21 protein-coding genes and 4 pseudogenes are annotated in these 25802 nt (G+C 67.9%); 10 read left to right on the top strand and 15 right to left on the bottom strand.

Annotation, left to right across the window (positions count from 1 at the left end):
* Positions 1 to 18 precede the first annotated feature (18 nt).
* Both NLX86_RS07015 and NLX86_RS07010 read right to left on the bottom strand, forming a co-directional pair.
* Positions 19 to 940: pseudogene (locus NLX86_RS07015) on the bottom strand (NAD-dependent epimerase/dehydratase family protein).
* A 23-nt stretch (positions 941 to 963) separates the two neighbouring features.
* Entirely contained in the window at positions 964 to 2259 is a 1296-nt protein-coding gene (locus NLX86_RS07010; RefSeq protein ID WP_254370729.1) for a nucleotide sugar dehydrogenase, read from the bottom strand.
* Positions 2260 to 2594: 335 nt separating this feature from the next.
* Here NLX86_RS07010 and metG point away from each other — a divergent pair, with 335 nt between their 5' ends.
* Positions 2595 to 4316 (top strand): methionine--tRNA ligase, encoded by a 1722-nt coding sequence (gene metG / locus NLX86_RS07005; RefSeq protein ID WP_254370728.1) that lies wholly within the window; start codon positions 2595 to 2597, stop codon positions 4314 to 4316.
* Positions 4317 to 4348: 32 nt separating this feature from the next.
* On the opposite strand, the gene NLX86_RS07000 is transcribed toward metG, so the two are convergent.
* From NLX86_RS07000 to NLX86_RS06975, 6 genes are read right to left on the bottom strand one after another with little or no spacing between them, the layout of a single operon-like run.
* Positions 4349 to 4987 (bottom strand): histidine phosphatase family protein, encoded by a 639-nt coding sequence (locus NLX86_RS07000; protein WP_254370727.1) that lies wholly within the window; start codon positions 4985 to 4987, stop codon positions 4349 to 4351.
* Between the two features lie 23 nt (positions 4988 to 5010).
* Positions 5011 to 5565: an FkbM family methyltransferase gene (locus tag NLX86_RS06995; RefSeq protein WP_254370726.1), complete on the bottom strand. Its 555-nt coding sequence runs from the start codon at positions 5563 to 5565 to the stop codon at positions 5011 to 5013.
* Positions 5517 to 7112: a hypothetical protein gene (locus NLX86_RS06990; RefSeq protein ID WP_254370725.1), complete on the bottom strand. Its 1596-nt coding sequence runs from the start codon at positions 7110 to 7112 to the stop codon at positions 5517 to 5519. Before NLX86_RS06990 ends, NLX86_RS06995 begins: the two co-directional genes overlap by 49 nt.
* 6 nt (positions 7113 to 7118) lie before the next feature.
* Complete coding sequence (locus NLX86_RS06985) at positions 7119 to 8261, bottom strand: glycosyltransferase family protein (RefSeq protein WP_254370724.1); 1143 nt, start codon at positions 8259 to 8261, stop codon at positions 7119 to 7121.
* Positions 8262 to 8274: 13 nt separating this feature from the next.
* On the bottom strand, positions 8275 to 9591 hold the full coding sequence (locus tag NLX86_RS06980; RefSeq protein WP_254370723.1) for a N,N-dimethylformamidase beta subunit family domain-containing protein: 1317 nt from the start codon (positions 9589 to 9591) through the stop codon (positions 8275 to 8277).
* The gene (locus NLX86_RS06975) at positions 9588 to 10265 is read right to left on the bottom strand and encodes a class I SAM-dependent methyltransferase (RefSeq protein ID WP_254370722.1); all 678 of its coding nucleotides are present in this window, start codon (positions 10263 to 10265) and stop codon (positions 9588 to 9590) included. The genes NLX86_RS06980 and NLX86_RS06975 overlap by 4 nt, the downstream gene beginning before the upstream one ends.
* Positions 10266 to 10612: 347 nt before the next feature.
* Between NLX86_RS06975 and NLX86_RS06970 the strand changes: the two genes are divergently transcribed.
* Positions 10613 to 11497 carry an AAA family ATPase gene (locus NLX86_RS06970; RefSeq protein ID WP_374213848.1) on the top strand — a complete coding sequence of 295 codons (885 nt, stop codon included), beginning with the start codon at positions 10613 to 10615 and terminating at the stop codon, positions 11495 to 11497.
* Positions 11497 to 12048 carry a guanylate kinase gene (locus tag NLX86_RS06965; protein ID WP_254370720.1) on the top strand — a complete coding sequence of 184 codons (552 nt, stop codon included), beginning with the start codon at positions 11497 to 11499 and terminating at the stop codon, positions 12046 to 12048. The genes NLX86_RS06970 and NLX86_RS06965 overlap by 1 nt, the downstream gene beginning before the upstream one ends.
* On the opposite strand, the gene NLX86_RS06960 is transcribed toward NLX86_RS06965, so the two are convergent.
* From NLX86_RS06960 to NLX86_RS06950, 3 genes and pseudogenes are all read right to left on the bottom strand, one after another.
* Positions 12024 to 12896, bottom strand: a complete 873-nt coding sequence (locus NLX86_RS06960) for a DUF1932 domain-containing protein (RefSeq protein ID WP_308409552.1) — start codon at positions 12894 to 12896, stop codon at positions 12024 to 12026. The two genes, NLX86_RS06965 and NLX86_RS06960, sit on opposite strands and share 25 nt — an antisense overlap.
* Positions 12893 to 13561 carry an HAD family hydrolase gene (locus tag NLX86_RS06955; RefSeq protein ID WP_254370719.1) on the bottom strand — a complete coding sequence of 223 codons (669 nt, stop codon included), beginning with the start codon at positions 13559 to 13561 and terminating at the stop codon, positions 12893 to 12895. Before NLX86_RS06955 ends, NLX86_RS06960 begins: the two co-directional genes overlap by 4 nt.
* Before the next feature lie 381 nt (positions 13562 to 13942).
* Positions 13943 to 14646 (bottom strand): annotated as a pseudogene (locus NLX86_RS06950) (nucleotidyltransferase domain-containing protein).
* Positions 14647 to 15033: 387 nt separating this feature from the next.
* On the opposite strand from NLX86_RS06950, the pseudogene NLX86_RS06945 reads away from it, so the two are divergent.
* From NLX86_RS06945 to NLX86_RS06935, 3 genes and pseudogenes are all read left to right on the top strand, one after another.
* Positions 15034 to 15386, top strand: a pseudogene (locus NLX86_RS06945) (DUF317 domain-containing protein).
* 108 nt (positions 15387 to 15494) lie between these two features.
* A pseudogene (locus NLX86_RS06940) lies at positions 15495 to 15780 on the top strand (hypothetical protein).
* Positions 15781 to 15795: 15 nt separating this feature from the next.
* Positions 15796 to 16614, top strand: coding sequence for a DUF317 domain-containing protein (locus tag NLX86_RS06935; RefSeq protein ID WP_254370718.1), 819 nt, complete (start codon positions 15796 to 15798; stop codon positions 16612 to 16614).
* Between the two features lie 124 nt (positions 16615 to 16738).
* Here NLX86_RS06935 and NLX86_RS06930 read toward each other — a convergent pair whose 3' ends face one another.
* The 4 genes from NLX86_RS06930 to NLX86_RS06915 all read right to left on the bottom strand — a co-directional run bounded on the left by NLX86_RS06930 (position 16739) and on the right by NLX86_RS06915 (position 21266).
* Positions 16739 to 18457 carry a relaxase/mobilization nuclease domain-containing protein gene (locus tag NLX86_RS06930; RefSeq protein ID WP_254370717.1) on the bottom strand — a complete coding sequence of 573 codons (1719 nt, stop codon included), beginning with the start codon at positions 18455 to 18457 and terminating at the stop codon, positions 16739 to 16741.
* Positions 18454 to 18945: a mobilization protein gene (locus NLX86_RS06925; RefSeq protein ID WP_254370716.1), complete on the bottom strand. Its 492-nt coding sequence runs from the start codon at positions 18943 to 18945 to the stop codon at positions 18454 to 18456. Before NLX86_RS06925 ends, NLX86_RS06930 begins: the two co-directional genes overlap by 4 nt.
* Positions 18946 to 19726: 781 nt before the next feature.
* The gene (locus NLX86_RS06920; protein WP_254370715.1) at positions 19727 to 20416 is read right to left on the bottom strand and encodes a hypothetical protein; all 690 of its coding nucleotides are present in this window, start codon (positions 20414 to 20416) and stop codon (positions 19727 to 19729) included.
* 7 nt (positions 20417 to 20423) lie between these two features.
* On the bottom strand, positions 20424 to 21266 hold the full coding sequence (locus NLX86_RS06915) for a helix-turn-helix domain-containing protein (protein ID WP_254370714.1): 843 nt from the start codon (positions 21264 to 21266) through the stop codon (positions 20424 to 20426).
* Between the two features lie 482 nt (positions 21267 to 21748).
* On the opposite strand from NLX86_RS06915, the gene NLX86_RS06910 reads away from it, so the two are divergent.
* From NLX86_RS06910 to NLX86_RS06895, 4 genes are all read left to right on the top strand, one after another.
* Positions 21749 to 22006, top strand: a complete 258-nt coding sequence (locus tag NLX86_RS06910) for a helix-turn-helix domain-containing protein (protein ID WP_254370713.1) — start codon at positions 21749 to 21751, stop codon at positions 22004 to 22006.
* Positions 22007 to 22132: 126 nt separating this feature from the next.
* Positions 22133 to 22462, top strand: a complete 330-nt coding sequence (locus NLX86_RS06905) for a helix-turn-helix domain-containing protein (protein ID WP_254370712.1) — start codon at positions 22133 to 22135, stop codon at positions 22460 to 22462.
* 48 nt (positions 22463 to 22510) lie between these two features.
* Positions 22511 to 24028 carry a LacI family DNA-binding transcriptional regulator gene (locus NLX86_RS06900; protein WP_254370711.1) on the top strand — a complete coding sequence of 506 codons (1518 nt, stop codon included), beginning with the start codon at positions 22511 to 22513 and terminating at the stop codon, positions 24026 to 24028.
* 431 nt (positions 24029 to 24459) lie between these two features.
* Entirely contained in the window at positions 24460 to 25797 is a 1338-nt protein-coding gene (locus tag NLX86_RS06895; protein ID WP_254370710.1) for a hypothetical protein, read from the top strand.
* The last annotated feature ends 5 nt before the right edge of the window (positions 25798 to 25802 follow it).

Below are 25802 nucleotides of genomic sequence, written 5' to 3'. Positions count from 1 at the left end.
TGGCCCTCGACAGGCACCTCAAGCGCGAGGGGTACAACGTCCAGCCATTGACTGGTGCCACTCCACAGTTGCCGAGATGCCCTCGACGATCGGTACGGCGTGCACGTTTGGGAAATGGGTTTTGAGACGGGCTCCGTCCGCTTCGGAGCTGTGGACGTCCCCCGTGCGGGCCGTCGTGTGGCGGCGTGTAGCCGGGAGGTCTGTCGCAGACTCGATCACCGGAATCAGGTCCAGAAGGGACAGGCGAGTCCCGAAGGCCAGATTCACCGGACGAGGATCTACGACCCGACGCAGCAGGGCGTCGGTGAGGACGCTGCAAACGGTGCCCACGTACGTAAAGTCTCTCGTCTGAGTGCCGTCGCCATGCACGGTGACAGGCTGGACGGCGAGCATGGCGCTGATCCACTTCGGGATGACAGCAGCGTAGGCGTGGTCAGCGCGCTGACCGGGGCCGTAGACGTTGAAGAAGCGGAAGGGCAGGACCGGTAGACCGTAGCTGTGGTGGTACGCCCCCAGGTACGCCTCGGTGGCGAGTTTGGTGACCGCGTACGGGCTCATGTTTCGGGAGGTGCGGGTTCGCGCCGTAGACCGAGGATGAGGAAGCCGCGATCACGTGCAGGTTGCCGGCACGGCGGGCGGCTTCGAGGACCTGGAGCGTTCCTGTCGCATTGGCATGGTGGCTGGCCAGCGGATCTTTCACGGAGCGAGGCACGGATGGGAGGGCGGCAAGGTGGACGATGGCGTCCGCGCCGTGGAATGCCTGGTCCAGGAGAGCCGCGTCCTGGACGTCACCTTCGAAGAAGCCGACGTCCAGGTCCGCGAGGTTCTGCTTCGACCCGGTGCTGAGGTTGTCGATCACTCGTATCTGGGTGATCGCAGGGTCGTTCGCCAGGGTCCGGACGAGGTTGCTGCCGATGAATCCGGCGCCGCCGGTGATCACGATGTTCACGAGGAGGCTTCCCTTCAGAGAGCGTCGATGTGGGCGCCGGCCAGCCGGCGGCGGCAGTCGAGGACGTACGAGGCGTGGGCGGTGATCGCGGTGTAGTCGAAGGCGTCGTGGTCGGCCAGGAGAACGACGGCGTCGGCTGCGGCGAGGTGCTCCGGGGTGGCATCGACACGCTGGAGGTTCTCCAGAGCGGCAGCACGGGGGTGGGCATCATCCACAACGTGAGGGTCCGCGGCCTGAACCTCTGCACCCATTCCCGTCAGCAGTTCCGCGATGCGTGCTGCTGGGGTTTCTCGGGCGTCGCCGGTGTTGGCCTTGTAGGCCAGGCCCAGCAGCAGAATGCGGGAGCCGTTGAGCGACTTCCTGCGCTTGTTGAGGCCGTCCACGAGGCGACGGACCACGTAGTCGGGCATGTGGTTGTTGACGTCGTTGGCTAGCTCGACGAAGCGGAAGCTGCGGCCCAGGGTTCGCTGGACCTGCCAGGAGAGATAGGACGGGTCGATGGGCAGGCAGTGACCGCCGACGCCAGGTCCTGGTGTGAAGCGCATGAAGCCGAAGGGCTTGGTGGCCGCGGCGTCGATCGCGGCCCAGATGTCGATGCCCAGGTCGTGGGCGAACATCGCGAGCTCGTTGGCCAGGGCGATATTCACGTGCCGGAAGGTGTTCTCCAGCAGCTTCGCCAGCTCGGCCTCCTTGCAGTTGGCGACCAGGACGATCGTGTCGACGAGAGAGCCGTAGAAGTGCTGGACGGCTGCTGCCGATGCTGCGTCGATGCCGGAGACGACCTTGGGAGTGTTCTCCAGCTGCCATTCCCGGTTGCCGGGATCGATGCGCTCGGGGCTGTAGCCGAGGCGGAAGTCACGGCCGGCGGTCAGGCCGGACGCGCGTTCAAGGATCGGGCCGAAGAGCTCGTCGGTCGTGCCGGGGTATGTCGTGGACTCCAGGACTACGGTCGCCCCCGGCTTGAGGTGGCGGCCGAGCATCCACGCCGCGTCCTCGACGTGCGAGAGGTCGGGGGCCCCATCCCGGAGGGGCGTGGGGACGGTGACGATCGCGAGATCGAAGTCCGCGCAGTCAGCAGTGTCGAGGCTCGGGCGATAGGCCCCAGAGGCCAGGAGCGGACCCAGCCTCGCGTCCGGAACGTCCTCGACGTACGACTCCCCGGCCACCAGCCGCTTCACGCGCTCGGCGTCAACGTCGAGGCCGACGACGCGGTACCCGACCTCGGCAGCTCTGACGGCGAGGGGGAGCCCGACGTACCCCTGCCCCACGACGAGGACGCGGCGCTGCTGGATCTCGCTCTTCTCGATCATGCGGACCACCTTTTTGGAGTGGGGTGAGGACAGTGCGTGCGGAACTGCCGGGGCACGGTGGCCCTAGGATGAGAACTGCCTCGGCCGTACGAGACTCGCTTGGCCGCCTGTCTCGGACGGCCGAGTGCCTTTTCCGCGCGGGCTCGTCCGGGGGATAAACAGCTCGCCGGGGGGATGCCCGGGTTCGATACGATGGCGACGGTCGGCAGACTCGACCCGTCACCGTGCGTCACACGAATGGGCGACCTGAGTGGTCCCGCCTGCTGCCGCCTCCCGACTTGGGCCCGCCGCGGCACTGCCATCGGCGCCTTACGTACGAAATGGAGCATCCAAGGATGGCTCGACACCTGGTCACCAGCGCGCTTCCCTACATCAACGGGATCAAGCACCTGGGCAACATGGTCGGGTCGATGCTTCCGGCGGATGTGTACTCCCGGTACCTCCGCCAGCGTGGTCACGACGTCCTCTACATCTGCGCGACCGACGAGCACGGGACGCCGGCCGAGCTGGCAGCCAAGGAGGCTGGACTGGCGGTGGCCGAGTTCTGCGCACAGGCCCACAACGCGCAGAAGGCCGTGTACGACGGCTTCCAGCTGGCCTTCGACTACTTCGGCCGGAGCTCCTCGCAGCAGAACGTCGAGATCACGCAGCACTTCGCGCGTCAGCTCCACAAGAACGGGTTCATCGAAGAGCGGGCGATCCGTCAGGTGTACTCGCCTGTTGACGGCCGCTTCCTGCCGGACCGGTACGTCGAGGGCACCTGCCCGCACTGCGGCTACGACAAGGCCCGCGGTGACCAGTGCGAGAACTGCACCCGCGTACTCGACCCGACCGACCTTCTGAACCCGCGCTCGGCGATCAGCGGCTCCACGGAGCTTGAGGTCCGCGAGACCAAGCACCTGTTTCTGCTGCAGTCCAAGCTCCAGCACGAGGTGGAAGCGTGGGTGGCCCGGCACGAGGCGCAGTGGCCGCAGCTGTCCTCGTCCATTGCCCGCAAGTGGCTGACCGAGGGCCTCCACGACCGCGCCATTACCCGCGACCTGGACTGGGGTGTCCCGGTCCCGGCGGACACCTGGCCGGAGCTCGCGGCCGAGGGCAAGGTCTTCTACGTCTGGTTCGACGCCCCGATCGAGTACATCGGCGCGACGAAGGAGTGGTCGGACGCCGCGCAGGACGGCGAGACCCGCGACTGGAAGTCGTGGTGGTACGAGGCCGACGACACCGTCCGCTACACCCAGTTCATGGCCAAGGACAACGTCCCCTTCCACACAGTGATGTTCCCGGCCACCGAGCTTGGCGTCCGCGAGCCGTGGAAGAAGGTCGACGTTGTCAAGGGCTTCAACTGGCTGACGTACTACGGCGGCAAGTTCTCCACTTCCCAGAAGCGCGGTGTCTTCACGGACGCCGCCCTGGAGCTGCTGCCCGCCGACTACTGGCGCTACTTCCTCATCGCCAACGCCCCGGAGTCCGACGACTCGTCCTTCACTTGGGAGCACTTCGCCGCCACGGTCAACAAGGACCTGGCCGACACCCTCGGCAACTTCGTCAACCGCGTGCTGTCCTTCTCCCGTAAGCGGTTTGGGGACGATGTCCCCGCGGGCAACGCGGCCGGCGAGGTGGAGGCGCGCCTGGGCGAGGAGATCGCGCGGCTGCTGGCCGAGTACGAGGAGCACATGGAGGCCCTCCAGTACCGCAAGGCCGGGGCGGCGCTGCGAGCCCTGTGGTCGGCAGGCAACTCCTACCTGGAGGAGAAGGCCCCCTGGCTGGAGATCAAGTCCGACCCGGAGGGCGCGGCCCTGACACTGCGTACGGCGATGAACCTCATCCACCTCTACGCGATCGTCTCCGAGCCGTTCATCCCGGCCTCGGCCGCCGCCATGCGCGGGGCCTTCGCCCTGGAGAGCGACACCGCGACCTGGGTGACCGCTGAGCAGGCCAAGTCCCTGGACGCTGTCCCGGCCGGTACAGCCTTCACCGTGCCGCCGGTGCTCTTCGCGAAGATCTCGGAGGAGGACCTGGAGTCCTACCGGACCCGCTTCGGCGGAGCCGACGCCTGACGGTGCCTCTCGCACCCGTACCGATCCCGGCTTCATCGGGCGGTACGGGCGGTGAGGTGCCCGGCCAGCTCGGCGGGCGGCACGTTCATCAGCCGGATTCGAGGGGCATCCTCGTCGATCTCGACCAATGTCACGCCTCCGGAGCTGGGCACATACTCGAGGTAGTGCTCGAAGCCGTGCTGCGTGAGCTTCAGTAGGACGCAGGCGATTCCGCCGCCGTGGCCGACAAGGACGGTCGTGCGGTGCGGTCCGGTGCAGACCTCGCCCCACAGGCGCATGTAACGGGCCTGTACGTCTTCGGATGATTCGCCGCCCGGCGTGCGGAGCTGGTGGATGGGGACACCTTGACGGGCTGCTTCTGCCGCCGAGAGGTCTCTGGGTCGGCCGCCAAGATGGCCGCTGTTCTTCGCCGCCAGTCGGTCGTCCACGCGTGCGTCGGCCGGTGCGAGCGCGGCCGTCAGGAGTGCGGCCGACTCACGGCATCGGGACATCGGGCTGACGAGCATCTGGTCGGCCGCGAGTCCGGCTGCGGCGAGGGCGTCGCCAACGGCGCGGATGTCGTCGCGTCCCCGCTTGCTGAGTGTGCCGCCAACAGCCCTGCCCTGGTGGATACCGCGGGTGTTCTCCTCGGTCTCACCGTGCTTGACCAGGTAGACGTGCTTCGTGCTCATGGTGGTCCGTCCCCTTTTTCGGGTCAGTCCCAGTGGCGGACATCGACGAACGCGGAGACGGCGGCGACGAGTCGGTCGTGGTCGGTTCGGCTCATGGCGGGGAAGCGGTCGTAGTGCCACTCGATGTAGAGGACCGAGATGAGGCCGATCGTCCCGTCGGCGACCAGCTTCGTGAGTACGGGGTACTCGGCGCCCTCGATGTCCATCTTCACGACGACGTGATCGTCCGGGGTGACGGTCTGGCGCAGCCAGGCGCTGAAGTCGATGGCGGGTACCGGGACCGGTGAGCCGTAGTCGATCTGCTGGTCGTACACCGGCGGGACGCGCTTGCCGGGCATCACGGTGGAGCTCTCGTGGTGGCCGAGGAAGAGGTTGATCATCCCGTCGTGCGTCCACACGGCGCTGTGAGAGACCTCGACGCGGGGTGAGTGAGCGGCCCGTTCGACTTCGTGGCGGATGGCCGGCAGCAGCTCCGTGTTGGGCTCGAAGGCGTAGAAGTCGTGGTCGGGGAGCTCGGCGATGAAGCGGCTCAGCACGATTCCGAGGTTGGTTCCGCAGTCGATGAAGACTTTGCGCATGAAGGACTCCCGTAGTCGGTCGTAATGGCGGGTAGGTGGATTTCCTGCACGACGCGGTCGGCGAGCAGGGCGAACTCGCCGGTGTCCGGGCGGTAGCAGCGTTCCTGGTAGCGGATGGTGATGCGGCGCACCGGTTCCTCACCGCGGTAGGGAGGAAGGTCGCCCCACTGGTAGAGCTGGCCGCCGGGGGCCTTGAGCCGGCGCAGCCGTCGGGGTAGCGGGCCTTTCGGCGTACCGGCGTTGAGACGGATGAACATCGTGGTCAGGAAGGCGATGTGCTCGCGTGCCTGTTCCTCGTCCACTTGCGCTCGGCCGTAGGTCTGCTTGAGGTGGTGGAGCTCGGAGGGGTCGTCTGCTGCGTGGACGAGGCGGTCGCGCAGCCCTCGGTCCCAGACGATGCCGAGGTGGCCGTGGAGGATGGGTTCGCTGGTGAGGAAGTAGCCCAGGACGCGGCCGAACTCACGCTCGTACGGGCACATGAAGTCGTTGTAGAGCCCGAGTGTCGCGCCGGAGGCCGTCTCTACCTGCCAGTTGACGCGTGCCGTGAACGGCGAGTCCCACCAGCCGAGGTGCCGCGGCTGCCACAGCAGGTCAGCCGTGCTGAGGATGAAGATCAGGAGTGCGATGACGACGGCCGGCCAGCCGAACGCTGCGGCGTACTCCGGACCAGGGAGCAGTGCGACGGTCAGCGCGAGTGCGGCGTTGGTGCAGATGTTCTCCCAGAAGAAGATGCCGGAGGCGAGGACGACGGCGAGGTTGAAGAGGGCCGTCGCGGCCAAGACGGCGACGAGGATGCGGCGGTCGTGGAACGCGATGAGGCCGGCGGTTTCGACCAGCACCGTCAGGATGTTGAGGGGGCGGTCCACGGCGCGTGCGCGGCGCAGGATGCCGGTCACGGTTTCAGGGGGCAGGAAGCGTGCCCATCCCCAGGAGTACGCGGAGGCTGTGAGGTAGTGGGTGCGGTTGTGCCAGGCCCAGGACCAGGGGCGCGGCCCGAGCCGGGCCTTGCTCCACGCCGGCTTGACGTAGTGGGAGAGCGAGACGCAGCCGAGCACCAGTACGAGCCCGGTTGAGGATTCTGGCGTGCTGAGGACTGTCACCACGAAGAACCAAGCGAGGTACGCCTTGAGCAGCCGCAGCGGCATCATCGCGTGGTGCTTCCAACCGCGCAGCCGGCCGCAGTAGACAGCAAGCCATGGCAGCAGGGCCGGTGTCCAGAAGCAGGAGGCCACTGCGAGGAGCAGCAGCACCACTTTGGCCCAGCGCTGTGGGCCGATGGGTTGGGTCACGTCGTAATCGCTCGTGACGCCCTGCCAAGTCAGCAGGGCGATCACGAATACGACGAACCAGCGGAAGGGGCCGGGGTCGGGCGCGGGGAGGAAGGCGAGCAGGGCGGAGGGAACGGCAGTCGCGAGCGTCGCTCGCGAGACCGTCGGCCGAGAGGACAGCATCCGTACCGTCGGAGAGACGGCGAAGCGGTAGCAGGACACGACGGCCGCCACGACCACGGCGGTGGTCACGTACGCGGGCAGTGAATGCAGTTCCATGGCCGCCTACCGGACGGACGAGGAAGGGACCCGCCCACCGGCCGCGGGCAGGGTCTCCAGGTAGGAGGCGATCCGCTCGCGGGGGTCTTGGGTGAGGTGCTGGTCCCGATGCCGTTCGACGTTGGCGCGAAGCTCCCCGGCCCGGTTGAGGAAGTCGAGTATCGCCCCGCGCTCGATCCGTGGTGCGCTGGTGCCGAGTTCCGCCTCGTGGACCACCTTGGCGCACCAGTGCTGGTCGTACGTCGGCAGCGGCACCAGATGGACCGGTTTGCCGAGGACGAACGCCTCGCTGATGAGATTGAAGCCGGCGTTGGAGAAGACGGCCTCGGAGCGCGCCAGGTCGGAGATGAACGCCTGGCGGTCGAACGGGCAGATTTCGATCTTGTCGTCGGCGTACTGGCGCAGGTTCTCGACTTCGTCCGAGTGCGCGTAGATCCGCAGGGTCCGGTCGGGGACGTACTGGCGGAAGACGTCGGCGAGGGTGCGGACGGAATCCTCGGGGCCGTGATCGAAGTACCGCGAGAAGTAGGCCGTGGTCACCGGCTCCGTCGTGACCTGGGCGGAGCGGACGAAGTCCGGAACGACGGGGGCGATGAACTCCAGCTTCCGGTCGTCGGCCTCCAAGGGGACATAGGAGCAGATGAAGGACCGGTCGGCGCGGGGTGCGAAGTAGCGCAGCCGCTGCTCGTCGGCGGTACGTGCGTACCGGCCGACCGGCGGAAGGTCGAGGTGCCGGTACTTGCTCTGCTGGTCCACCGAGATGAGTGGTCTGCCGAAGTGGTAGGCCAGGCGGGGTGTGTTGGGCTCGTAGTCCGTGATGAACACGTCCGGGATACCGGTTTCCCGGATGATCCGACGCAGGTGCAGGTGTCGGCTGATGCCGGCGGGAGTCTGCCGGATGTTGGTGCGTAAGGCGTCGGCCGCGTGGATGCGGTCGTCACGGGCAAGGAGCGTCGGCATCCACCCGTCCCACGAGGGGAAGCCGAGGTCTCGGAAGTACTCGACGCGAGTGCTCCCGTTGGTGACGATCCGTACCTGGTGCCCGCGGTCGCGCAGGTACTGGGCGATCACGCTCTGCCTGACGGAATGCCCCATGCCGATGCCGTTGACGCCGATGATCACGCTGAGCGGCTGTGTGAGTGCGAACACGACGATCCCTTCGTCAGGCGAGCCGGGTGATGACGTTGTGGGTGATGGCCGCGACCTGGGGGTCGGTGGGGAGCAGCCGGGCCCAGTCAGTGGTGGCGGCGGTGAAGACGGTGCCGGTCGCCGTGTAGAGGCCGAGAGTGGCCGCGCGGGGGCTGGGCATCGGCTCCCGGGCTGCGAAGTTCCAGTCGGAGGGCAGTGGGGCGATGCCGAGGATCTCGAAGTCCTTGGGCGTTCCGTCCTGGCCGGTGGGCCCCGGGCGTCTCTGCCCGTCGATCTCGTATGCGGCGCCGTCGCATTCGTAGCCGACGAGCGCGCCGTCGTGGCCGAAGGTGTCACCGGTCTTGAGGCCCGTTCCGGAGAACACCCAGTGGTCCGCGTCGGTGACGGTGAACCCGAGGGGCGCGCGCGGGCCGTCCCAGTGCCCGCCGCCGTTCCGGTAACTCACGCCTAGGAGGGCGTTCTCGGGCTCCGACTCCCACCAGTGGCCAGGGCAGCCGTACGAGCTGTCTGGGTCCGTTCCGGCAGGGGCGTCGGGAGGGAACTTCGCGCACTCCAGGGCCGAGCGATCCTCGCTGAGACTCACTCGCCACCAGCAGCTGTTGGCACCGAAGTTGGCGATGTTGCCGCCTGTGTCGCGGAAGGCGGTCACGTTCCGACGGGTCTGGGCGGTCCAGTATTCGTCATGCCCGGCGGAGACCAGGAGGCGGTATCCGTCGCCAAGGAGCTGGCCTTCGTCGAGGTCGAGGTCCGTGCAGTAGTCGCTCTGGATCCCGTTCTCCTCCATCCAGGAGATGAAAGGAGCATCCCAGTGCGCAAACGTCTGCCGAGGCGACGAGGCGTCGTACGGGTCGGGCAGGCCCTTGACCGGCCCGCCGACACCGCCTCCGGGCCGGCGCAGCGTCACCCGGGAGGCGCTGTAGAGGCTTCCGCCACCTGCCGTGTTGTACGCGTGGTAGGTGGAAACAGGGATCTTGTAGAGAACCTTGCGGCCCGAGGGAACAGACGCCGTGACGACCAGAAGGAATCTGGCCTCGCGAGCGTCCATGGCTGGCTGGCTCGGACAAACCCCCGTGCTCAGGACGCCGATGTAGACACCGGACTGCCAGTCTCGCGGTACGAGGAAGTCGTAGGCCGGCCACTGCCAGTCCTGGTCATGTAGTCCAGGTACGGCGTCCCGCCCGGGCCACTCGACGTGCCCCGTGTGCTTGGGTGTCGAGCCCCAGCGGTAGAAGTCGAGCCGGAAGCGATCCGCGGAGGTGGCGATGTGAAGTCGGATGTTGTTGCCTGCGCGGACCGTGGGGGACGCCGGGTATCCGTTGATGCCGGTCATGAGTGGGCCTGGGGTCGCGCGACGCCGATGTAGTGGTAGCGATCGACCTGCTCGACGTGGGCCTCCCAGTCCAGGGCGTTCAGCCGCTTCGTGAGTCCGTCGGCGTCGTAAAGCACCTTGACGGTCAGGTGCTGACTCCCGTCGGAGAGCCTCCGTCGCACAGTCGGAACCGCACGTCCCTCGATCGTCTCCTCGATCTCCGCCTTCGCGCGGGAGTCGTCGAGGAAGACCACGCAGCCACCAGGCTTCAGAGCCTTCCGCAGGGCCTTCCAGAAGGGTTCCAGGTACGCGGGCGGCACATGGCTGAGCCAGAAGGCGAAGAACACGGTGTCGTACTGGCGATCCGGAACCTGGCTGAAGATGTCCGCCTCGATGAAGCGAGTCGTCGAACCCTCCAGGCGGCGTCGCGCGATGGCCAGCATCTCGGGCGCGGCGTCCACTGCGGTCAGGCTGCGGGCGCGCCCCGAGAGCAGGTGGGTCCACTGGCCCGTGCCGCACGCCAGCTCCAGGACGTCTCCGCTGATGGGCAGCCGATCGAGCACGTGCGAGAGCTGGGGCATCCCCATACGGTCCGCGTATGCGGTGTCGTACTCGTCAGCTCGTGCGCGGTAGTAGGCGATCTGCTGCTCGGACCATTCAGCCGATGCGCCGTGCTGCTCTCCGATGTCGAGCATCCTCTGCTCCTTCATGAACCAGTAGCGTTCGGCCGCCAGTTGAGAACTTGGCGGGCTGACAAGGTCCATGACAGCGGGGCGCAGGTCATCCGTGTATCACGGCGGGCTAGTGAGGCCGTTCATCGGCGAGCACCCTGACTTTTCAACATCTGCTTACACACGACTTCGCACGGGGCAGACTTACAGTCCCGATCATGTTGACCGATGGGCAGGCGGTAGCTGACGTGGCGAGGAGCCGTGCGGGATGGCGCCCGGACAAGCTCCGTGAGGTGCGCGAGGCACACGGATTAACCCTCGAGCGTGCCGGCGAGCGATTGCGTGAAGTGGCCACAAGGGCCGCTATCACGGTGCCTGCGGCCAACTTCCAGACGCTCTGGCAGCACGAGCAGGGCGAGGTATACCCGGGTCCGCACTATCGGCGCGCATACTGCCTTCTGTACCGCGGTACGGAACCCGAGCTCGGATTCCGCCATCCCTTGCCCGACGAGGCCACGCACCTGAACCTCACGCCCTCGGCGGAGTCCCGCAACGGGGCCCACGTTCTCGCTGTCGAGCGGGCACTCTCTCAGATCACGCCAGGAACGGATGCCTGCGGCGATCTCGACGTTCAGCAGCGGATCATCGACGCGTGGAAGCGTCGGCACACGGGCGGAGATCCTCATCGCCCGTCGCTGCTCATCGTCGGCGGCTTCGCAGGCAGTGGGAAGTCGGAGTTCTCCCGCTTCATTTCCCAGCTCACGGGATGGCCCGTCCTCGACAAGGACCCCATCACGCGTCCCCTGGTCGAGCGACTTCTGGTGGAGATGGGCAGCGAGCCCAACGACCGGCACTCCGAGCTCTACCGTGAGCAGGTACGGCCCCTGGAGTACCAGTGCCTGCTGGAGACCGCCTACGCCAACATCGACTGCTCCATCAGCACGGTGCTGACAGCACCGTTCATCTCAGAGGTGATGGATGTCCGGTGGATCCAGCGGCTGACCAACCGATGCGAGGCCCGAGGCGTCAGCGTCTCCATAGTCTGGATCAAGTGCGATGTGGAAACGATGCGCGAGTACATCAGCTTCCGGTCCGCTGCCCGCGACAGCTGGAAGCTTCAGCACTGGGACGAGTACGTGAAAACCGTCGACGTCGAACTGCGCCCTGCCGTCGACCACATGGTGGTGGACAACCGCCTCGGCGCGGCGATATCCCTCACTGATCAGGTACGTCAGGTGTTGGGAACGGTGTTCTGATGAACCAGGGAATCCTGCTGTACGGGCCGCCTGCCGCCGGCAAGGACACAGTGACGGAGGCTCTTGCCCAACTCGACTCGCGCTATGTCCTCTTCAGCCGACTCAAAATCGGCAGCGGCAAGTCTGAGGGTTACCGGATGGGTACCCACGATCAGCTGGCGGAGCTGGAGAGGCGCGGCGACCTCATCTACCGCAATGACCGATACGGAAACACCTACGTCGTCGACCGCCCCGGCCTCGGGCTGGCCATGGAGGGTGGGTGCATTCCCATCCTCCACCTCGGCCAGGTCGCAGGCGTAGAGGCGGTGACCGCCAAGTACCCCGCCGCCTGGTCGACGGTGCTGGTGTGGTGCTCTCGGGAGGTCACGGCCGTCCGCTCGACGAGCCGGGGCGATCGCGATACGGAGGCCCGGCTCGCCGCATGGGACGCTACGGAGCAGGATCTCGCGACCAACGAGCACCCTGCCTGGGATCTCCGCGTGGACACCGAAATCTCCTCGCCTGGAGACGCGGCAGTCGTCATTGATCAGCTTGTACGCGCGTCTGTGTGACGGGCGTCCGCTGAACTCAGCAGTTCGAGAGCATGGGAGACGGTGAGGGACCTGTCGTGGACCTCGTCCCAGCGGTGAAGGGCAGCGGCTATCTCCCGCATGAAGTGGTCCGGCAGTCCTGACTCGGCGAGCAGGTCCGCGGCGTCTTCCAGTTCGGGCGCCCACCGCCAGGCGCGAGCGGCGGTCTTGGGAATGTAGTCCGTCTCCGTCAGATAGCTGCCGGTGCGCTTGGAGGCGATCTGCAGGAGCTCGTCCGCGACGCCGTTCGCGTCGGCCAGCCCGTATGCCACGGCGGCCAAGACGCGGGACGCTTTCTGATAGCTGGAGTATGCGAGCTTCAGAGCGGAAGCCTTCCCGATCTCAGTCCCCAGGGAGCGTGTGCGCACATCGGTCCCCTCGAAGAGGTCGGCAACCCGCGCGACGTGCCGCGAGGGGCCTGAAAGGTAAAGCGTCGGCTGCTTTCCCCCTACCGGAGGAGAGCCGACGACAGAACCGTCGATAACGGTTGCATCAGGCAGGCAGGCGGCGACAGCTCGGACCCTCTGTGGAGTGATCGCGTTTGCCTCGAGGTACGTCCCGTCCCGGAAACCGTGCTCGGCCGCCTCTGCTGCGACCCCCTCGGCGGCTGCTGGCGGGCACAAGGAGACGACCAGGTCGACGTGCCGTAGGAGCTGCCCGAGATCGTCGACTGCCTCCATGCCCGCGTGCTCCGCACGTTTCCGGGAAGCCTCGCTGCGACCGACAGGACACCAGAGGACGGTCGTGCCTCGGGCTCGGAGCTGGGCCGCGAATGCCGCACCCATGCTGCCCGGATGCAGCAGCCCAACCGCAGCGATGTCGGACTTCACGTAGCCACACTCCTCGAACAGTCATCAGCCAGCAGAAGCGCGATGGCTGCTCCCGCGTCGCGTACGCAATGATCAGGTGGGGCGAGCCGATCAGGCCAGGCACGCCCGTTGCGGATCCAGATGGTGCGTAGGCCCGCTCGACGACCTCCAGCAACGTCGGTCTCCGGGTTATCGCCCACCATCCAGCCGCCTTGGGAAAGGCGGGAGCCACACGCTACGGCTGCCGCCTCGAAGACGGCGGTCGCGGGCTTTCGTGCACCGACGGCCTCCGAGACGCAGACGCCATCAACGCGACCGATCAGGCCGGTTGCCTGGAGTTTGGCGTTCTGGATGTCGGTCGCCCCCTTGGTGGCGATACCAACTCGCCAGCCGGTGGCTCGTAGGGCATCCATGCCCGCGAGCGCCCTCTCAGGACACCTGACCGCCGCCGCGATGTCGGAGCAGTACTGCCTCCACAGCGAATCGGCGGAGGGCCGGAGACGGTACTGCGTCCGTATGGTTTCGAAGGTGGCTGGGAATGCTCGCTCCTGGACCGACTCGACCAATTGCGTGGAGGCGTGGTCAGCGAGGGAGTACCGAGCGGCGAACTGAGCGGCCCAATCTTGGATGGCGCCGTTCCTGTCGATCAGGGTGTTGTCGAGATCGAAGAGCACCAGCCGCTGCATAGGTGACGACCTTAGCCGGAGCGGATGCGCCGCTCCCGAAGAGGGGACTTCACGGTGGTGATCCCGAGGTCGCGCATCCGGAGGGTCCATCGGTGCCCTTCAGCACGCGTACCCGCGAAGTCCGACCTGCCTTATGTGGGATACGACTGGGCGTCTCAGGCTTCCTGGCACACCTGCGGAGCCAGGAAGCCTGAGAGTCCGTTCAGCGATGACGGGGTCGGATCCTTCCACGTCGGCGCCTGAGATTGAGACCCGGCGCCGGCCCACATTGTTGGGTCGGCGCCGTCCTGTTTGGCTTCTGCGTGACACCGTGAGGCCGAGCTGTACGTGCGCGAGGCACGACCACTCCAACGCGGGCCTGCCGCCCTGCGGCGACCTCGTTCATGGAGTTCCACCGCGCTTGTAGCCGACCCACAACCGGCCGCCGACCTGCTCCACCACCTCGTCCACGACTGCCACGAGGGGCTCAATCCGCCCCGCCAATACTTCACGTAGGCCATCGTGCAGGCGCATGCTGAGCCCCGGCGCCGTGGTCTCAAGACGGCGTGCCAGCCACTTCCCGCCCCCGCCCCAAGATCCGCCAACGTTCAGCGCCAACTCGCCGGTTCGTCGCACCATTCGGTGGCAATGAACAGCCGTTCGCTCTGGCCGGTGCTCCCCGCAAGGTCGTCGAGGAGGTCGGTGATCGCGTAGCGGCAGTCATCGATCTCTTCAGCCGACACCGTGGGCGGTCCCGCGGCGGTCAGCTTCCGGGCCTCAGCGGCGAGGTGCGCCCCCACTCCATCGGTGTCGAAGAGCAGCAGCCCGTCGGCACACATCCAGAGCAGCGGTGACCGGCGCTTGCGTACTTTCCGCTCGACGTACGCGTGCCACGTCGCTTCGGTGTGCACGAACATCTCCACCGGCCACTCACCGTTCCGGAGGCTTACCCGGTACAGGGCTGGGGATCCGTGGAGGAGCACAACGATGTCGAGGTCCGACATCGCCGTGCGGCGGCCCGTCACGACGCTGCCTCCCAGGAACGCAGCCCGAGCGTCAGGGTGGTGTTCCTCTACAACGGCACGCGCGGCATCAATCGCATCCATGCAGCAACTATCAGCACTCTCTTATCGTGCGCACGGGGTTTCTTCGGGGATACGGCAGTGCTGTCCCCTGAGGTCGGCTGCCGCTGCATATGGCATGTCCCTGGGTCGAGGTCACCTGCCAGCGGGCGAGAAGGCGGCGAGTGGTCTCAGGTGATGGTCTTGGCCTCCGTCGGCGGTGACACTGACGCGGCTCACGGTGTTGCCTCACAGAGGGGCGTGGCTGGGGTGGACTGCTCCTATGCGGTGCTTCGGACGACGTAGGAGAGTAGCCCGTGCCCCAGTTCGCCGGGGGCAGACAGGAAAGAGTCGCGAAAGACTGGCCAGCGGGTGCAGAGGGATGTCAACGTAGACGACCTTCGTGAACCCCAGGTCAGAGAGGTGATCGCCGTGACCGTGGCTTCCATCAGCCCCGGCTTCTCCACCACCGTCAAGGCCCTGAAAGTGCGCGACTGCAGCTTGGCCCGGGCCAGCCCGTGCTCGTGATGGATCAGTTCTCCGCCGAGGATTTCCACATGGTTGTGGACGACCGCGCCGACGTGCACATCAACTCGAAGGACGGCCGGTTCTACTTGGGCTGGTCTCCGCTCGGCCGTCCCGGGACCGACGGCGAAGGCCGGAAGATCGCGGTCACCGGTACCGCGACGGTCCCTGGGCACAGCATCTCCTTCGACACCGAGACGCCGGCCGATATCGTCGCCGCCGCTGTGACGTGCGTGCTGGAAACCACCCGCCCTCGATGAGCGCGCCAGCCGGCGTCAGCTAACTCGGAGCTGCCAGCCCCCTCGCTCACAGAACGGGGCGGTACTCCGCGTCCGTCAGCCCGCTGCCCGGATGCAAGGACGTTTCCCCTGCCGTCTTCGGGAATTACCGTCGGTGATCTCATTGACCGCCTGTCCGTCTGTGACCGGACCGCACCCCTGCGGCTGGCGATGAACCTGTTTCCCCATGACCCACCGCGCGACCCAGGTCGTGGAAGCCCGCGACGAGATCGGACGGCCCGTCGTCTATCTGGCCGAGGGGCGCGACGCGGACAGCCGGCTCGGGCGCCTGCCGCCCGAGGTAGCCGTCGCTCTGAACTGGCAGGCTCCCGTCCAGGCGGCCCCGCCGCCTCGCCGCGTTGCTGGCGGCAAGTAGACCCGTACCCAGCCCTTGGAGGCGCCCCTGTATCCCGACCCTCTGCTCGACCCGTCGACCCCGAACCCGGGCGCCCTGCCTGCGTACTGGGTCGGTCCCCGGCACCTGGCCGGTGACGACGGACGTCTCTACGACGCCGTCGCTGACACGCTCGCTGGCCTCGGTTGGACCAGCCTCGTCCGCGGACGGCAGGAGCCCAACCAGGCACCGGAGGACCGGCAGGTCGTGCGCAGCACTGTCCTCCACATCAGCCCCGACACCCTCCGGTGGGCCCAATGGGTGCTGCCGGATGAGCCGTTCCACCTGGGCGAGCTGCCGATCGCCTGGCAGATTTCCGCCCGCGAGCACCCAGACAGCCCGCTCGCGCGGTGGTCGGCCTACTTCACCCCCGACATCCCGGGTGAGGTCCTCTGCGACTTTCTCCTCGCGCTCGCCGCCCGCGACCAGCCCGCCACGGCGCTCACCGGTCCCGAGCTCGTTATGGAGGTTGTCGCCGCGCACGGCTGGCTTCGCGACGTCGACCAGCCCGACGCGGTGGCGATGCACCCCACCTTCACCTCCCATCTCAGCCTTGGTGAGATCCCACCCCTCATCCAGGACACCGATCCCCGCGCACTGACCGTCGAGCCGGACGAAGCGGGACCGGCCGGATGGCAGGCGTGGGCCGAGACCACCATGGGCGCGCCATACCTGTGGGCCGCGTCCTTCGGTGCCAGCGTGCCGCACGACCTCGTCGCCGCGTTCGCCAACTCACTCAGCTCCACCGCACCGGTCCTGCGCCGGGTGCTGCCAGAGAGCACGCGGCACCGCCTCCTGCGCGCCCCAGCTGGTTGATTTCCGCCTCGCACTGCGAAGCCGGGCCTCCCGAATCGAGAGGCCCGGCTTCGGGCTGTACCGGCCTGTTTCCCACGCCTCCAGCGCAGTCCACGACTGAGCCCCGAGCTGTATTCATCCACAGTCACGGCCTGCGGCTGCGGGGACCTGTCTGTCTCTGTGCCGGGCGCTGCGCACTGCGCATCGGCGGCTCTGCTCCGTTCTCGTGGGGCCACATGTCGGTGGTGTCGGCGGGCAGGTCTGCCGCCCGTCGCAGCCGCCACACCAGCACCTCGCTGACCGATTCAGCGGTGCCCAGCTCCCGTCGTTCGGCAGCTTCGGTGAGGAGCGCGGCCGGATTATGACCGGCGCTCTCGACGTCAGCGAGGGTGGCCGCCAATGCGCACCAGCCGGGTTCGGCTAGGACCTGCTCGGCCAGATCCGGCACTGCCCGGCGTAGATGGTCGGCCTGCTTGTGCCGCAGGGGCAGGGCGAGGCGCCGACCGCGCTGGTACAGGGCGCCCATAGGTATTCCGGCCGCGGTTCGGTAGGCAGCCCGCAAGTGCTCGGCGGCCTGGTGGGCGGCGGCTGCCTGCTGGGCGTGCTGCTTCTTTCCGTGCCAGTGGGCGGCGGCGGTGACGAGGAAGAACGCCATGTCGATCACCATTGCCGTGGTGGCGCCGTCCTCGCCCCGGCCGAGTGCTGGGCCGCTGCGGACCAGGTCTCGGGCCGCTCGTCGTAGCTGTTGGCTGTGGCGGAACTCCTCGCGAGTGTGGGAACGGGAGGCCCGCTCGAATGCCAAGGCTGCTTCACGTAGTTCCTGCCGGGTGTAGAGGGCAGAGGTCTTGGCGAGAGCGTCGAGGACTTCGCCGGTCGCTGCGATCTGCGCGGCTGCCGCACCGTCGCTTCGGTCGAGGGCGAGCAGGGCCGCCCATGCGGCGTCAGTGGTGGTTCGTCGTGCTGCGGACGGCGCGGGCCGCTGTGGGGGATGGTCCTGGTGGCCGCCGTTGCCCGGTGCGGTCGCGACTGCAGTTGTGTCGAACCGGGCCTGGATGCGCGGCAGGGACAGATCGGGGGCGAGCGTCGAGCCGGCGTAGAAGACCGGTTCGTGGTCCTTGTTGTGGTCGCCTGGGAGGGCGACGGTGTAGCCCTTCAGGTCGCCGGAGGGCAGGACTCGGGTGCGTACGAGGAGTCCTGCGTCCTTGAGTCGGTCGAAGAACTCCTGCTCGGTGGCGGCGCCGGCGACCGCGCGGCGGACGGTTTCGCGCAGCTCCTCCCGTACGGTGCGGTCCCGGCCCTGGCGCTCCGCCTTGTGGCGTTCAGCGCTGGTGGGCCGCTTGGCGGCGGTGCCGTCGCCTGGGGTGACGCGATGGAGGCCATAGTCGGCTTCAATCAGGCGGGCTTCGGCCTGGGCACGTCTGCCGGAGCGGTGGTGGTCGGGGCGGCGGCCGTCTTCGCGTACGAGGGTGGCGATGATGTGGATGTGGTCGTCGGCGTGGCGGACGGCGGCCCAGCGGCAGCCTGCGCCGTCGCCGGGGTCGATGCCCGTCGCGGCGACCATGCGGCGGGCGATGTCGCCCCACTGCTCGTCGCTGAGGATCGGATCGTCGGGGGCGGCACGCACGGAGCAGTGCCACACGTGCTGGGCCGGACGTTGATCCGTCTCGATCAGGTGGAGGGGCTGGTCGAGGAGGTGCTGGAGGTCCTTTTTCGTTGCCGCAGGGTCGCGGCCGGGGTCGGGGGCCATGTGGTCAAAGGAGGCGACCAGGTGTGGGTCGACGTGCTCTTCGTGGGTGCCCTTGCCGTACAGGTAGTGCAGCAGGCCGAGGGTATTGCTGCCTTGCTTGTGGATCCGAGGGATCAAGCCGCCTCACCTTCCTGCCGATGGGTGATCCGTTCGGCCGCCCGCTGTACGGCCTGCGCTGCACGTTGCAGATCGGCGAGAGCGGCAGCGAAGTGCGGTGCGTCGACACCGGAGTTGAGGGCCTTGACGGCTTGGTTGACATTGCTGCCGGCCCAGCCGAGCTGACGGCGTACGCCGAACAGTGCGGTCAGGACATCGCGCTCGGTGGCGATGGCCGCTGCGGTACGCGACTGGTCACGGGCGGCGGCCAGGCCGGAGTAGGCCAGGAACCCGGCAACGCTCATGCCGACGTGCTCGGCGCCAGATCGGATGATGGCGAGTTCGGGCTCGTTGAGGCGGACGCTGTGTGCGGGGCGCTGCTTCTTGTCACGCGGGCGCGATTTCCCTTTCTTGGCCGTGCCCTTGCGGCTGGCCTCGCCCGGCTGCGGTCCGCCCTCGGTCGCAGCCTTCCCGTCCGTTGCCCCCTGGCGCCGGTCGGGCCCCGCCACCTCCGGGGCGGGGTCGGGTTCGGAGGCTCCCCCTGCGGGGGAGTGTCCGAACCTCCAACTTGCTCCGCCTGAGGCCGGCGTTGTTGTCGCCTCCTGCTGACGGGTGGCGAGGTGTTCATGGTGTTGGTCGTGCACGTGCGGTTCTCCGGGGTGTCTTCGGGGGCGGGGAGCTGTGCTGCCAAGGCGCTGCTTGACGAGGGATGGGGGCAGCAGCTGGAGGCACTCGGCTGTTGCGGGACGCGATCTGGGACGGGCTGTTGAGGCAGGGCTGTCGGACCGAGAGCCGTGGCCGGAGGAAGAGCGGCGGTGCACGGTCCCCAGACGGTTCGGGACTGTCATGCGACGTTCGTCGGGGACGGTCCCCATGACACGTCGTCAGGGGGATCGTCCCGTTCTGCTGCACTCCGGGGACCGGTCCTCAACCGCACGGGCTGCTGCGGGGTCGGTCCCCGTCGTCGGGGACGCTCTGCGGACCGACCTGATAGCCCGCCTGAGCTGCAGTTTCCGGGGGACCGGTCCCGTGTCGGTCCCCAGTTCGGTGTCGTCACGGTCCCCGATCCCGGCGCGCGGCGTTCCCGCGCGTGACGGTCCCCGCCAGGAGGTGACCGTGATCGCGGAGACCGTCGGGGACCGAAATCCGGTCCCCGAACTTCGCAGGCACGGTCCCCGCGACGCGGTCCCCAAGGTGCTCATCGGGACGTTCCCGTCCATCGGGTACGACGATCCGGGACACGACGGTTGGAGGACTACGAAGCTGCGGCGAGGAGCGAGGCCGGCCGTGTCACGCAGCCCGCTGTCTGCCCATCTGGGCAGTGGCGAGGTCGATGCGCGACGGGTGCGGGGTGGTACGTACGGCATTGCCTCTGGCGGTGCCGTCCGGGCCCGCCCGCCGTTGGCGGCACAGGGCGCCAGCAGGCGCGTGGCACCACTCGCACCGGACACTGAGCGCGTCGGGGACACCCCTGGCGACGGCGGCCTCGCGCGCGGCGCGGGTCGGACGGTAGCGGGTCAGCTCGGCGCGGACGGCCAGCGGGATGCACGAGCCGATCGTGCGCAGGCGCTCCTCGATGTCGCGAGGCGGGCCACCGCCGGTGATCTGCCGGTGCGTGGAAGGCGCGACCACGCCGACTGCGACGGCGTTGCGGGCGCGGAGCAGCTCGGCTCGCCAGGCGGCAGGATCGTCCGGGTCGGCAGCCGGTGTGGGGTCGGTGTGCCGGTCGAGGCGGTCGCGCCGATGGGCCCGCCATCTGCGGGCGACGTCCACGGGCAGGATCGGGTACGGGGAGACGAGGACGTGGGCCCGTATCGCCTCGCGGACGTCCCAGCCGTGGTCGGTGGCGAAGGGCACGTCGTCGAGCAGTTCCTGCCACTGGGCGATCTGGTCACGGGCTTCGCCCGTGCCGGTGCGGATGGTGCGGGGGTCGAGGCGGCCGGTGTAGGCGAGGACAGCGGCGACTTCGCGTGGGTCCAAAGGCGGGTTACTCCGTTCCGGTCGGTTCGTCGAGGGCCGCGAGCAGGGCGGCCATGTGCTGCTCGGAGCGCGTCATGCCAGGGGCCCGGGTGGGTGTGCCGCCGGGCAGGGCGTAGAGGTTCGGGCGGTCTGGGGTGGGGGTGTGTTCCCGGGCGATCCAGGAGCGCCAGTCGGCAGCCCAGGAGGCTGCGGTACGGGGAGGCCATGGGGCCCGGTAGGTGCGCCACTTCTCGTCGGCTGATCGGACGGCGTGTTCGCCGAGGCGGTCGAGATGACCGTGCTGCCGAAGCCAGGCCCGGGCAGTGTCGTCGATCTGCCACTGGTCGGCGGAGATGAGCGGGGCAGAGCTGCTGCTCTTACCGTTCACCTTCGGTTCTCTACCGTTCTGGGGGTCCGAATCCGTGCCCCCGACGGGTCGGAATCCGTACCCTCCCGGGGTCGGAATCCGTACCCCGGGGCCGGATTCCGGTCCCTCTTCGAAGGGATCGGAAGGGTCGGATTCCGGCACCCCAAGGGTCGGATTCCGGTCCCCCGGAAGGACCGGTTCCCGGTCCCCTTCAACGGTGTGTTCGGCGAGGAAGTGGGCGGCGTCCGGGAGGTGGTAGAACGTCTCTGCCCGTGGCCCCTTGCGGTCACCGAGCGCCACCAGCTCGCCGTCGGCGATCAGCTTGGCCAGGGCGTCGCGTACGGCAGTACGGGAGGCGTTCGCTCGCTTCATCAGGGTGGACACGGAGGCGTACGCGACGCAGCTCCGGTCGCGGCAGCGGTCGGCGATCAACGCGAGCACCATGCGGGCGGTGCCCTTGCTTCGGCTGTGGTCCCACACCCACTCGCGGGCGTCGAGGCTCATGGGTCGGCGGCTCCTGGGTCAGGACGGGCAGGTGGAGGTGCGCGCCCTTGCCGGGCGGTGCGCAGAGAGAGGGCGGCACAGCCCCGGCCCGAGGGAGCCTGCGAGGGCTGGTGGCTTCGCCTAGCCAAGACAGCCACATCAACGCCGCAGAAGTCCAGCATTCCGCCGAGAAGTCAGATAGCTGACGGCGAACGCATGCTCCGGGGCATTCTCTAAATGATAATCCCAGACTGCCGGTTGCCGAAATTGGTTGCCCACGGGGCCGAGCCAGAAGGATCACATCCGGAAGCCGTTGACCTCCGCCGGAGCGCAAGCTACAACACAACACCCCATGTCAGAGCACCTGTCCGACGCGCTCAGCCGCCACCCGCCGGATGCCTGGAACCCAACCCAGGCGGCAACTCCCTGTGCACGGCCGGGCGCAACATAGCCGACGATCGCCGGTTTACCAAACCGGCGAATACGAGTTACCAATGGGAGCTATGGCAGCACGATCCCTGGAAATCGAACCGGCCGGAATACGGACCGCCCGCTCCGTCGAAATCCTCCGTACCGAACGCGGTCTCGCCCAGCGCGCGCTGGCCGCCCGCGTCACCGCCCTCGGCCGTCCGATGTCCAACACGATGCTGTCCCGCATCGAACGCGCCCAACGCCGTTGCGACATCGACGACCTCGTCGCCCTCGCCCAAGCCCTCCGCGTCCCGTCCCTCGTGCTGCTGCAGGGACCGAGCGCCATGTGACGAAGGCCGCCCAGCACTGCTGACTGAGCAGGCCCCCAACCGAGTTAGGACCCACTCTTCTTGCACCACTCCGAGATACCCCCTGCCCTCGTACGCCGCCTTCCTGGCACCGAGGGCGGAGCCTCCTTGCCCCGTCTCTACCGCCCCGAAGAAATCGCCGAAGCCCTCGGCTGTTCCGCCTGGTGGGTCAAGGACCGCGCCCGGCGCGGCCTCATCCCGCACACCCGCGTCGGCCGCGCCTACCGCTTCACCGCCGCACACCTCGCCGAGATCGTCCGCCTCCACGAAGAGCGCCCGAAGCGATCCTTCAGCAGCGCGCCGGCCGGTCCAGCAGTAACAAGTCCTCCCGCTGCACGAACTCGTGCCGCCCAGTCTCCTCGGCCGACTACGGCTGCGACGACGAAGGGTCTGAGGGCCCGGCCGCCGCGCCGTACCCAGTACGAATCCGTCGTGTAGCGCGCCGGCGGCCCAGCCACTAGCCAAGAGCATGGAGGAAGAAGGAAGTTGGGTTTCGCGGAGAAGCGCGGAAACTACTGGCGCGGCCGGTACAAGACCGCGCCTGGCAAGCACCTCTCGGTGGTCGACGACAACGGCAAGGCGATCCGGTTCGCCACCAAGGGCGAGGCCCAGCGCGCCGCGAGCGAGGCCGAGAACAAGTACCGGCGCGGCGACTGGCGCGACCCGGCACTCGGCCAGGAGACCTTCGGTGAGTACGCGAACCGCTGGTACGAGGCCCAGGACCTGGCCGCCTCGACCATGCAGAACTACCGGCGTCACATCGAGGAGCACCTGCTCCCCGACTTCGAGGACAAGGCGCTCGCCGGCATCGTGCGCACGGACGTCGACCTGTGGGAGAAGAAGGAGAAGGCCGTGTACGCGGCCTCCAGCGTCAAGACCTGGCGCTCAACGCTCCACCTGATCTTCGAGGATGCGATCGACGAGGGGTTGATCACGTCCAACCCGGCCGCCAGGCGGCGCGGACGCGGCAAGCGCGCCGGCCGCTCCCGAGACCGCAGCCCGGAAAAGGTTGTCACCGACCCGCTCGGCATCCTGCTGACCGCCGAACGGGCCGCCCTGCTCTCCGGCCGCGACGACGAGTTCGTCGCCGTCGTCCTCAAGGGGTACACCGGCATGCGCTGGGGCGAAATCGTCGGCCTGGAGACGGAATTCGCCCGCCCTGGCTCAATCCGCGTCGAGTGGCAGCTGTACGAACTCGACACCGGCGAGCTCGTGCGCTGCCCGCCCAAGGACGACAGCTACCGCACCATCTACGCGATGGACTGGCTGTCGGCTCTGGTCGCCAACCACGTCGCCCGTACGAAGCCGAAGCTCTGCCCGTGTCACGGCAAGACCTACGTCTTCCGTGGCCTGGGCGCGGCTCGCACCGGCGGCCACCAGGGCGCGAAGCTCGTCGACGTCGCACGCCGTGCCGAAGTCTCCACGGGCACGGTGTCCAACGTCCTCAACCACCCCGACCGCGTCACCGAGGCCAAGCGGGTGAGGGTGGAGCAGGCCATCGCGGACCTGGGGTTCGTGCGGGGCGGCGCGGTGTCGCAGCACGCAGCCCACTGGCGCCGAAACGGCTTTGCGACATGGCTGTTCACCCCGGCGGTTTCCGGCTGGTACCCGAGGAAGGCGCCGCAGGAGGCCCGCCCCGTACCGCTGCTCGGCGAGCCGTGGCCTGGTGTACCCGCCCGAGGGCGTGGTGCCAGCGAGCGGGCCGACGCCTGCTGGCTTCCGATCGCCAAGGGCCTTACGCCCCACGGCCTTCGCCACACCCACCGGACCGTGATGGAAGATCTCGGCACGGAGAAGGTCCTCATGGACGAGCGCATGGGCCACATCGACGGCTCGGTCTCGGCGCGCTACGCCCATGTCACCCTTGGCATGCGCCAGCGCCTGATGTTCGGGCTGACCGAGCAGTGGGAAGCGTCTCTCGACGCTCGCTTGGTGCTGAGCCCCAGCTCACCAGTGACGGTGTTGGATGCGTTGCTGCGAGCTCGTCTGGGTTCGCGTAAGTAGCTGCTGTTCGGGAGTCGTTTCATGCGTCGCTGACACCGTGCCTCCGGGACGTACTGGGACGTGTCGACAGACTCGGCTCTGAAGACTCCTTGGCACCAGGGGCCCGGCCTGCACGCCAGACAGGCCGGAGGCAGTTTCGGCCAATCCTTAGCTGTTCAGTCAAGTTATGCGCATTGTCGCGTTTGCGGTCTAGCGCTTCTTGCTGTCCACCGTGAAGATGCCCGCCTGTCGATGAACGGGGGAGCGGGATGGCGGCTGGGTGGGGCGTGCGTGCTCGGGGGAGGGTGCGGACGGAGGAGGCCGAGTGGCCTGCAATCCCGGTTCAGACGAACCCTGTTACTTCTGGGGCCAACCGCCCTGCGGAGGTGGACCCCACATCGTCCGAAGTGACGCGGTCGTTGTGTCAGGCGGTCTATGCGCGTCCTGATCGGGTGAAGGCTGTGAAGGCATGGTGGCGCAGGATCCGGGGGAAAGCGGGGAAGGCCAAGAAGCCTCGGCGCAGCACGAGACGGCCGATCTACTTGGAGGGCAGTGACGACTGTCCGCCCCTGGGCGAGCCGACTGCGCAATGGGTTGTCGACCATGTGCTGCACGGTCCGCCGCTGCCTGTGCCGTCGTACGGCTTCGACCTTGTCCCGATAACCGCGCACAGCCTTCGTGCGAGGCGCCGCCGATGGGCGCGGCGCGCATGCATCCTGGTCCTGTGCGGACTGGTCGCCTATGCGGTGCCGTGGCCTTTCGGGATCTGGGCTGCGCTCGTCATCGTCGCTTTGTTCCTACGTTGGGCTGCCTTCCGCGCGATCCGCAGGGTCGGCCTGACGCGGTGGGCGCCCTCGCGGCGCCTGGCGTATGTCGTGCTGCTCGCGCCGTGGCTGCTCGCACTCCTGCCGTACGGACCCGTTGACGGCGACGCGTTCGCGCTGCGACTCGAGCTGGCGCTACTCCCCTTTGGGCTGGCGGCTGTCGTCGCCCTGGCGTATGCGGCCGACCGGCTTGTGGCCCGGGCTGCGCTGAGTGATCTGGCGCGGGAGGGCGTGTCGTCCGATGACCTGCCGTGGGTCGCTGCGAAGGCCAAGCGCAGGATGTCGGACATCAGCAAGGACCAGTGGCAGTTGGAGTTGCCCTACGACGCCTCGGAGCAGTTCATCGGTGCTGGGCGAGATGTCTGGGGACCTGCCCGCATCAGCATCCCGCTGAAGCCCAAGGACGCCGAGGAGTCGGTCAGACCGTTCGGGGAGGCGGAACTTCTCCGACGCGTGGGCACCGCGCTCAACGAACTGGGCCGCGGTGCCCGGGAGATCACCGATCCGCTTCCTGGGTTCTCGATGGAGCGCATACTCGGCCTTCCGGCGGCCCGATGGTTGCAGCGCACCCGGGAGACGAAGGTGGAGCTGTCCGACCTGAGCGGTCTGGGGCGCAGGTCCCCTTCCGGTGTGCCGGACCGGCTGTACCTGCGGGCTCAGTGCATCAGTTGGGACGGACAGATCGTGGTGAGCGTGTTCGTGCATGCCGCACTGGAGGCCGGCGAACTGCGGCTGACGATCCGTCCACACGTGATGACGCCGCTCTACAACGAGCTGCGGGTGACCGCCACACCGGCCCGGACACGTGGAGTGCGCCTTCTCAGGTGGCTTGCCGCGCAGTCGCTCCTAGACACTGCCACGGGCCCCCTGGCGGTGTGGCGACTGGTCGCCCGCCTAGGGTCTGTTGCGAAAGTGCTGGTCGCAGAAGTGCGTTGTCGGTCGTGTTGTGCTTGCATACCCCGGTGAATCGA

Origin of the sequence: Streptomyces sp. A3M-1-3, assembly GCF_024213665.1 — a bacterium.
Lineage (GTDB): Bacteria > Actinomycetota > Actinomycetes > Streptomycetales > Streptomycetaceae > Streptomyces.
Note: the sequence above shows the minus strand (reverse complement) of the source record. Positions and strands in the feature narration are given on the sequence as shown.

Excerpts from the sequence above, each read along its gene's own strand:
- NLX86_RS06965 (WP_254370720.1), top strand. The coding sequence starts at position 11,497 with ATGAACCAGGGAATCCTGCTGTACGGGCCGCCTGCCGCCGGCAAGGAC.
- NLX86_RS07010 (WP_254370729.1), bottom strand. The coding sequence starts at position 2,259 with ATGATCGAGAAGAGCGAGATCCAGCAGCGCCGCGTCCTCGTCGTGGGG.
- NLX86_RS07000 (WP_254370727.1), bottom strand. The coding sequence starts at position 4,987 with ATGAGCACGAAGCACGTCTACCTGGTCAAGCACGGTGAGACCGAGGAG.
- NLX86_RS06955 (WP_254370719.1), bottom strand. The coding sequence starts at position 13,561 with ATGCAGCGGCTGGTGCTCTTCGATCTCGACAACACCCTGATCGACAGG.
- NLX86_RS06915 (WP_254370714.1), bottom strand. The coding sequence starts at position 21,266 with ATGAGCCTCGACGCCCGCGAGTGGGTGTGGGACCACAGCCGAAGCAAG.
- metG (WP_254370728.1), top strand. The coding sequence starts at position 2,595 with ATGGCTCGACACCTGGTCACCAGCGCGCTTCCCTACATCAACGGGATC.
- NLX86_RS06995 (WP_254370726.1), bottom strand. The coding sequence starts at position 5,565 with ATGCGCAAAGTCTTCATCGACTGCGGAACCAACCTCGGAATCGTGCTG.
- NLX86_RS06980 (WP_254370723.1), bottom strand. The coding sequence starts at position 9,591 with ATGACCGGCATCAACGGATACCCGGCGTCCCCCACGGTCCGCGCAGGC.
- NLX86_RS06990 (WP_254370725.1), bottom strand. The coding sequence starts at position 7,112 with ATGGAACTGCATTCACTGCCCGCGTACGTGACCACCGCCGTGGTCGTG.
- NLX86_RS06910 (WP_254370713.1), top strand. The coding sequence starts at position 21,749 with ATGGCAGCACGATCCCTGGAAATCGAACCGGCCGGAATACGGACCGCC.
- NLX86_RS06975 (WP_254370722.1), bottom strand. The coding sequence starts at position 10,265 with ATGCTCGACATCGGAGAGCAGCACGGCGCATCGGCTGAATGGTCCGAG.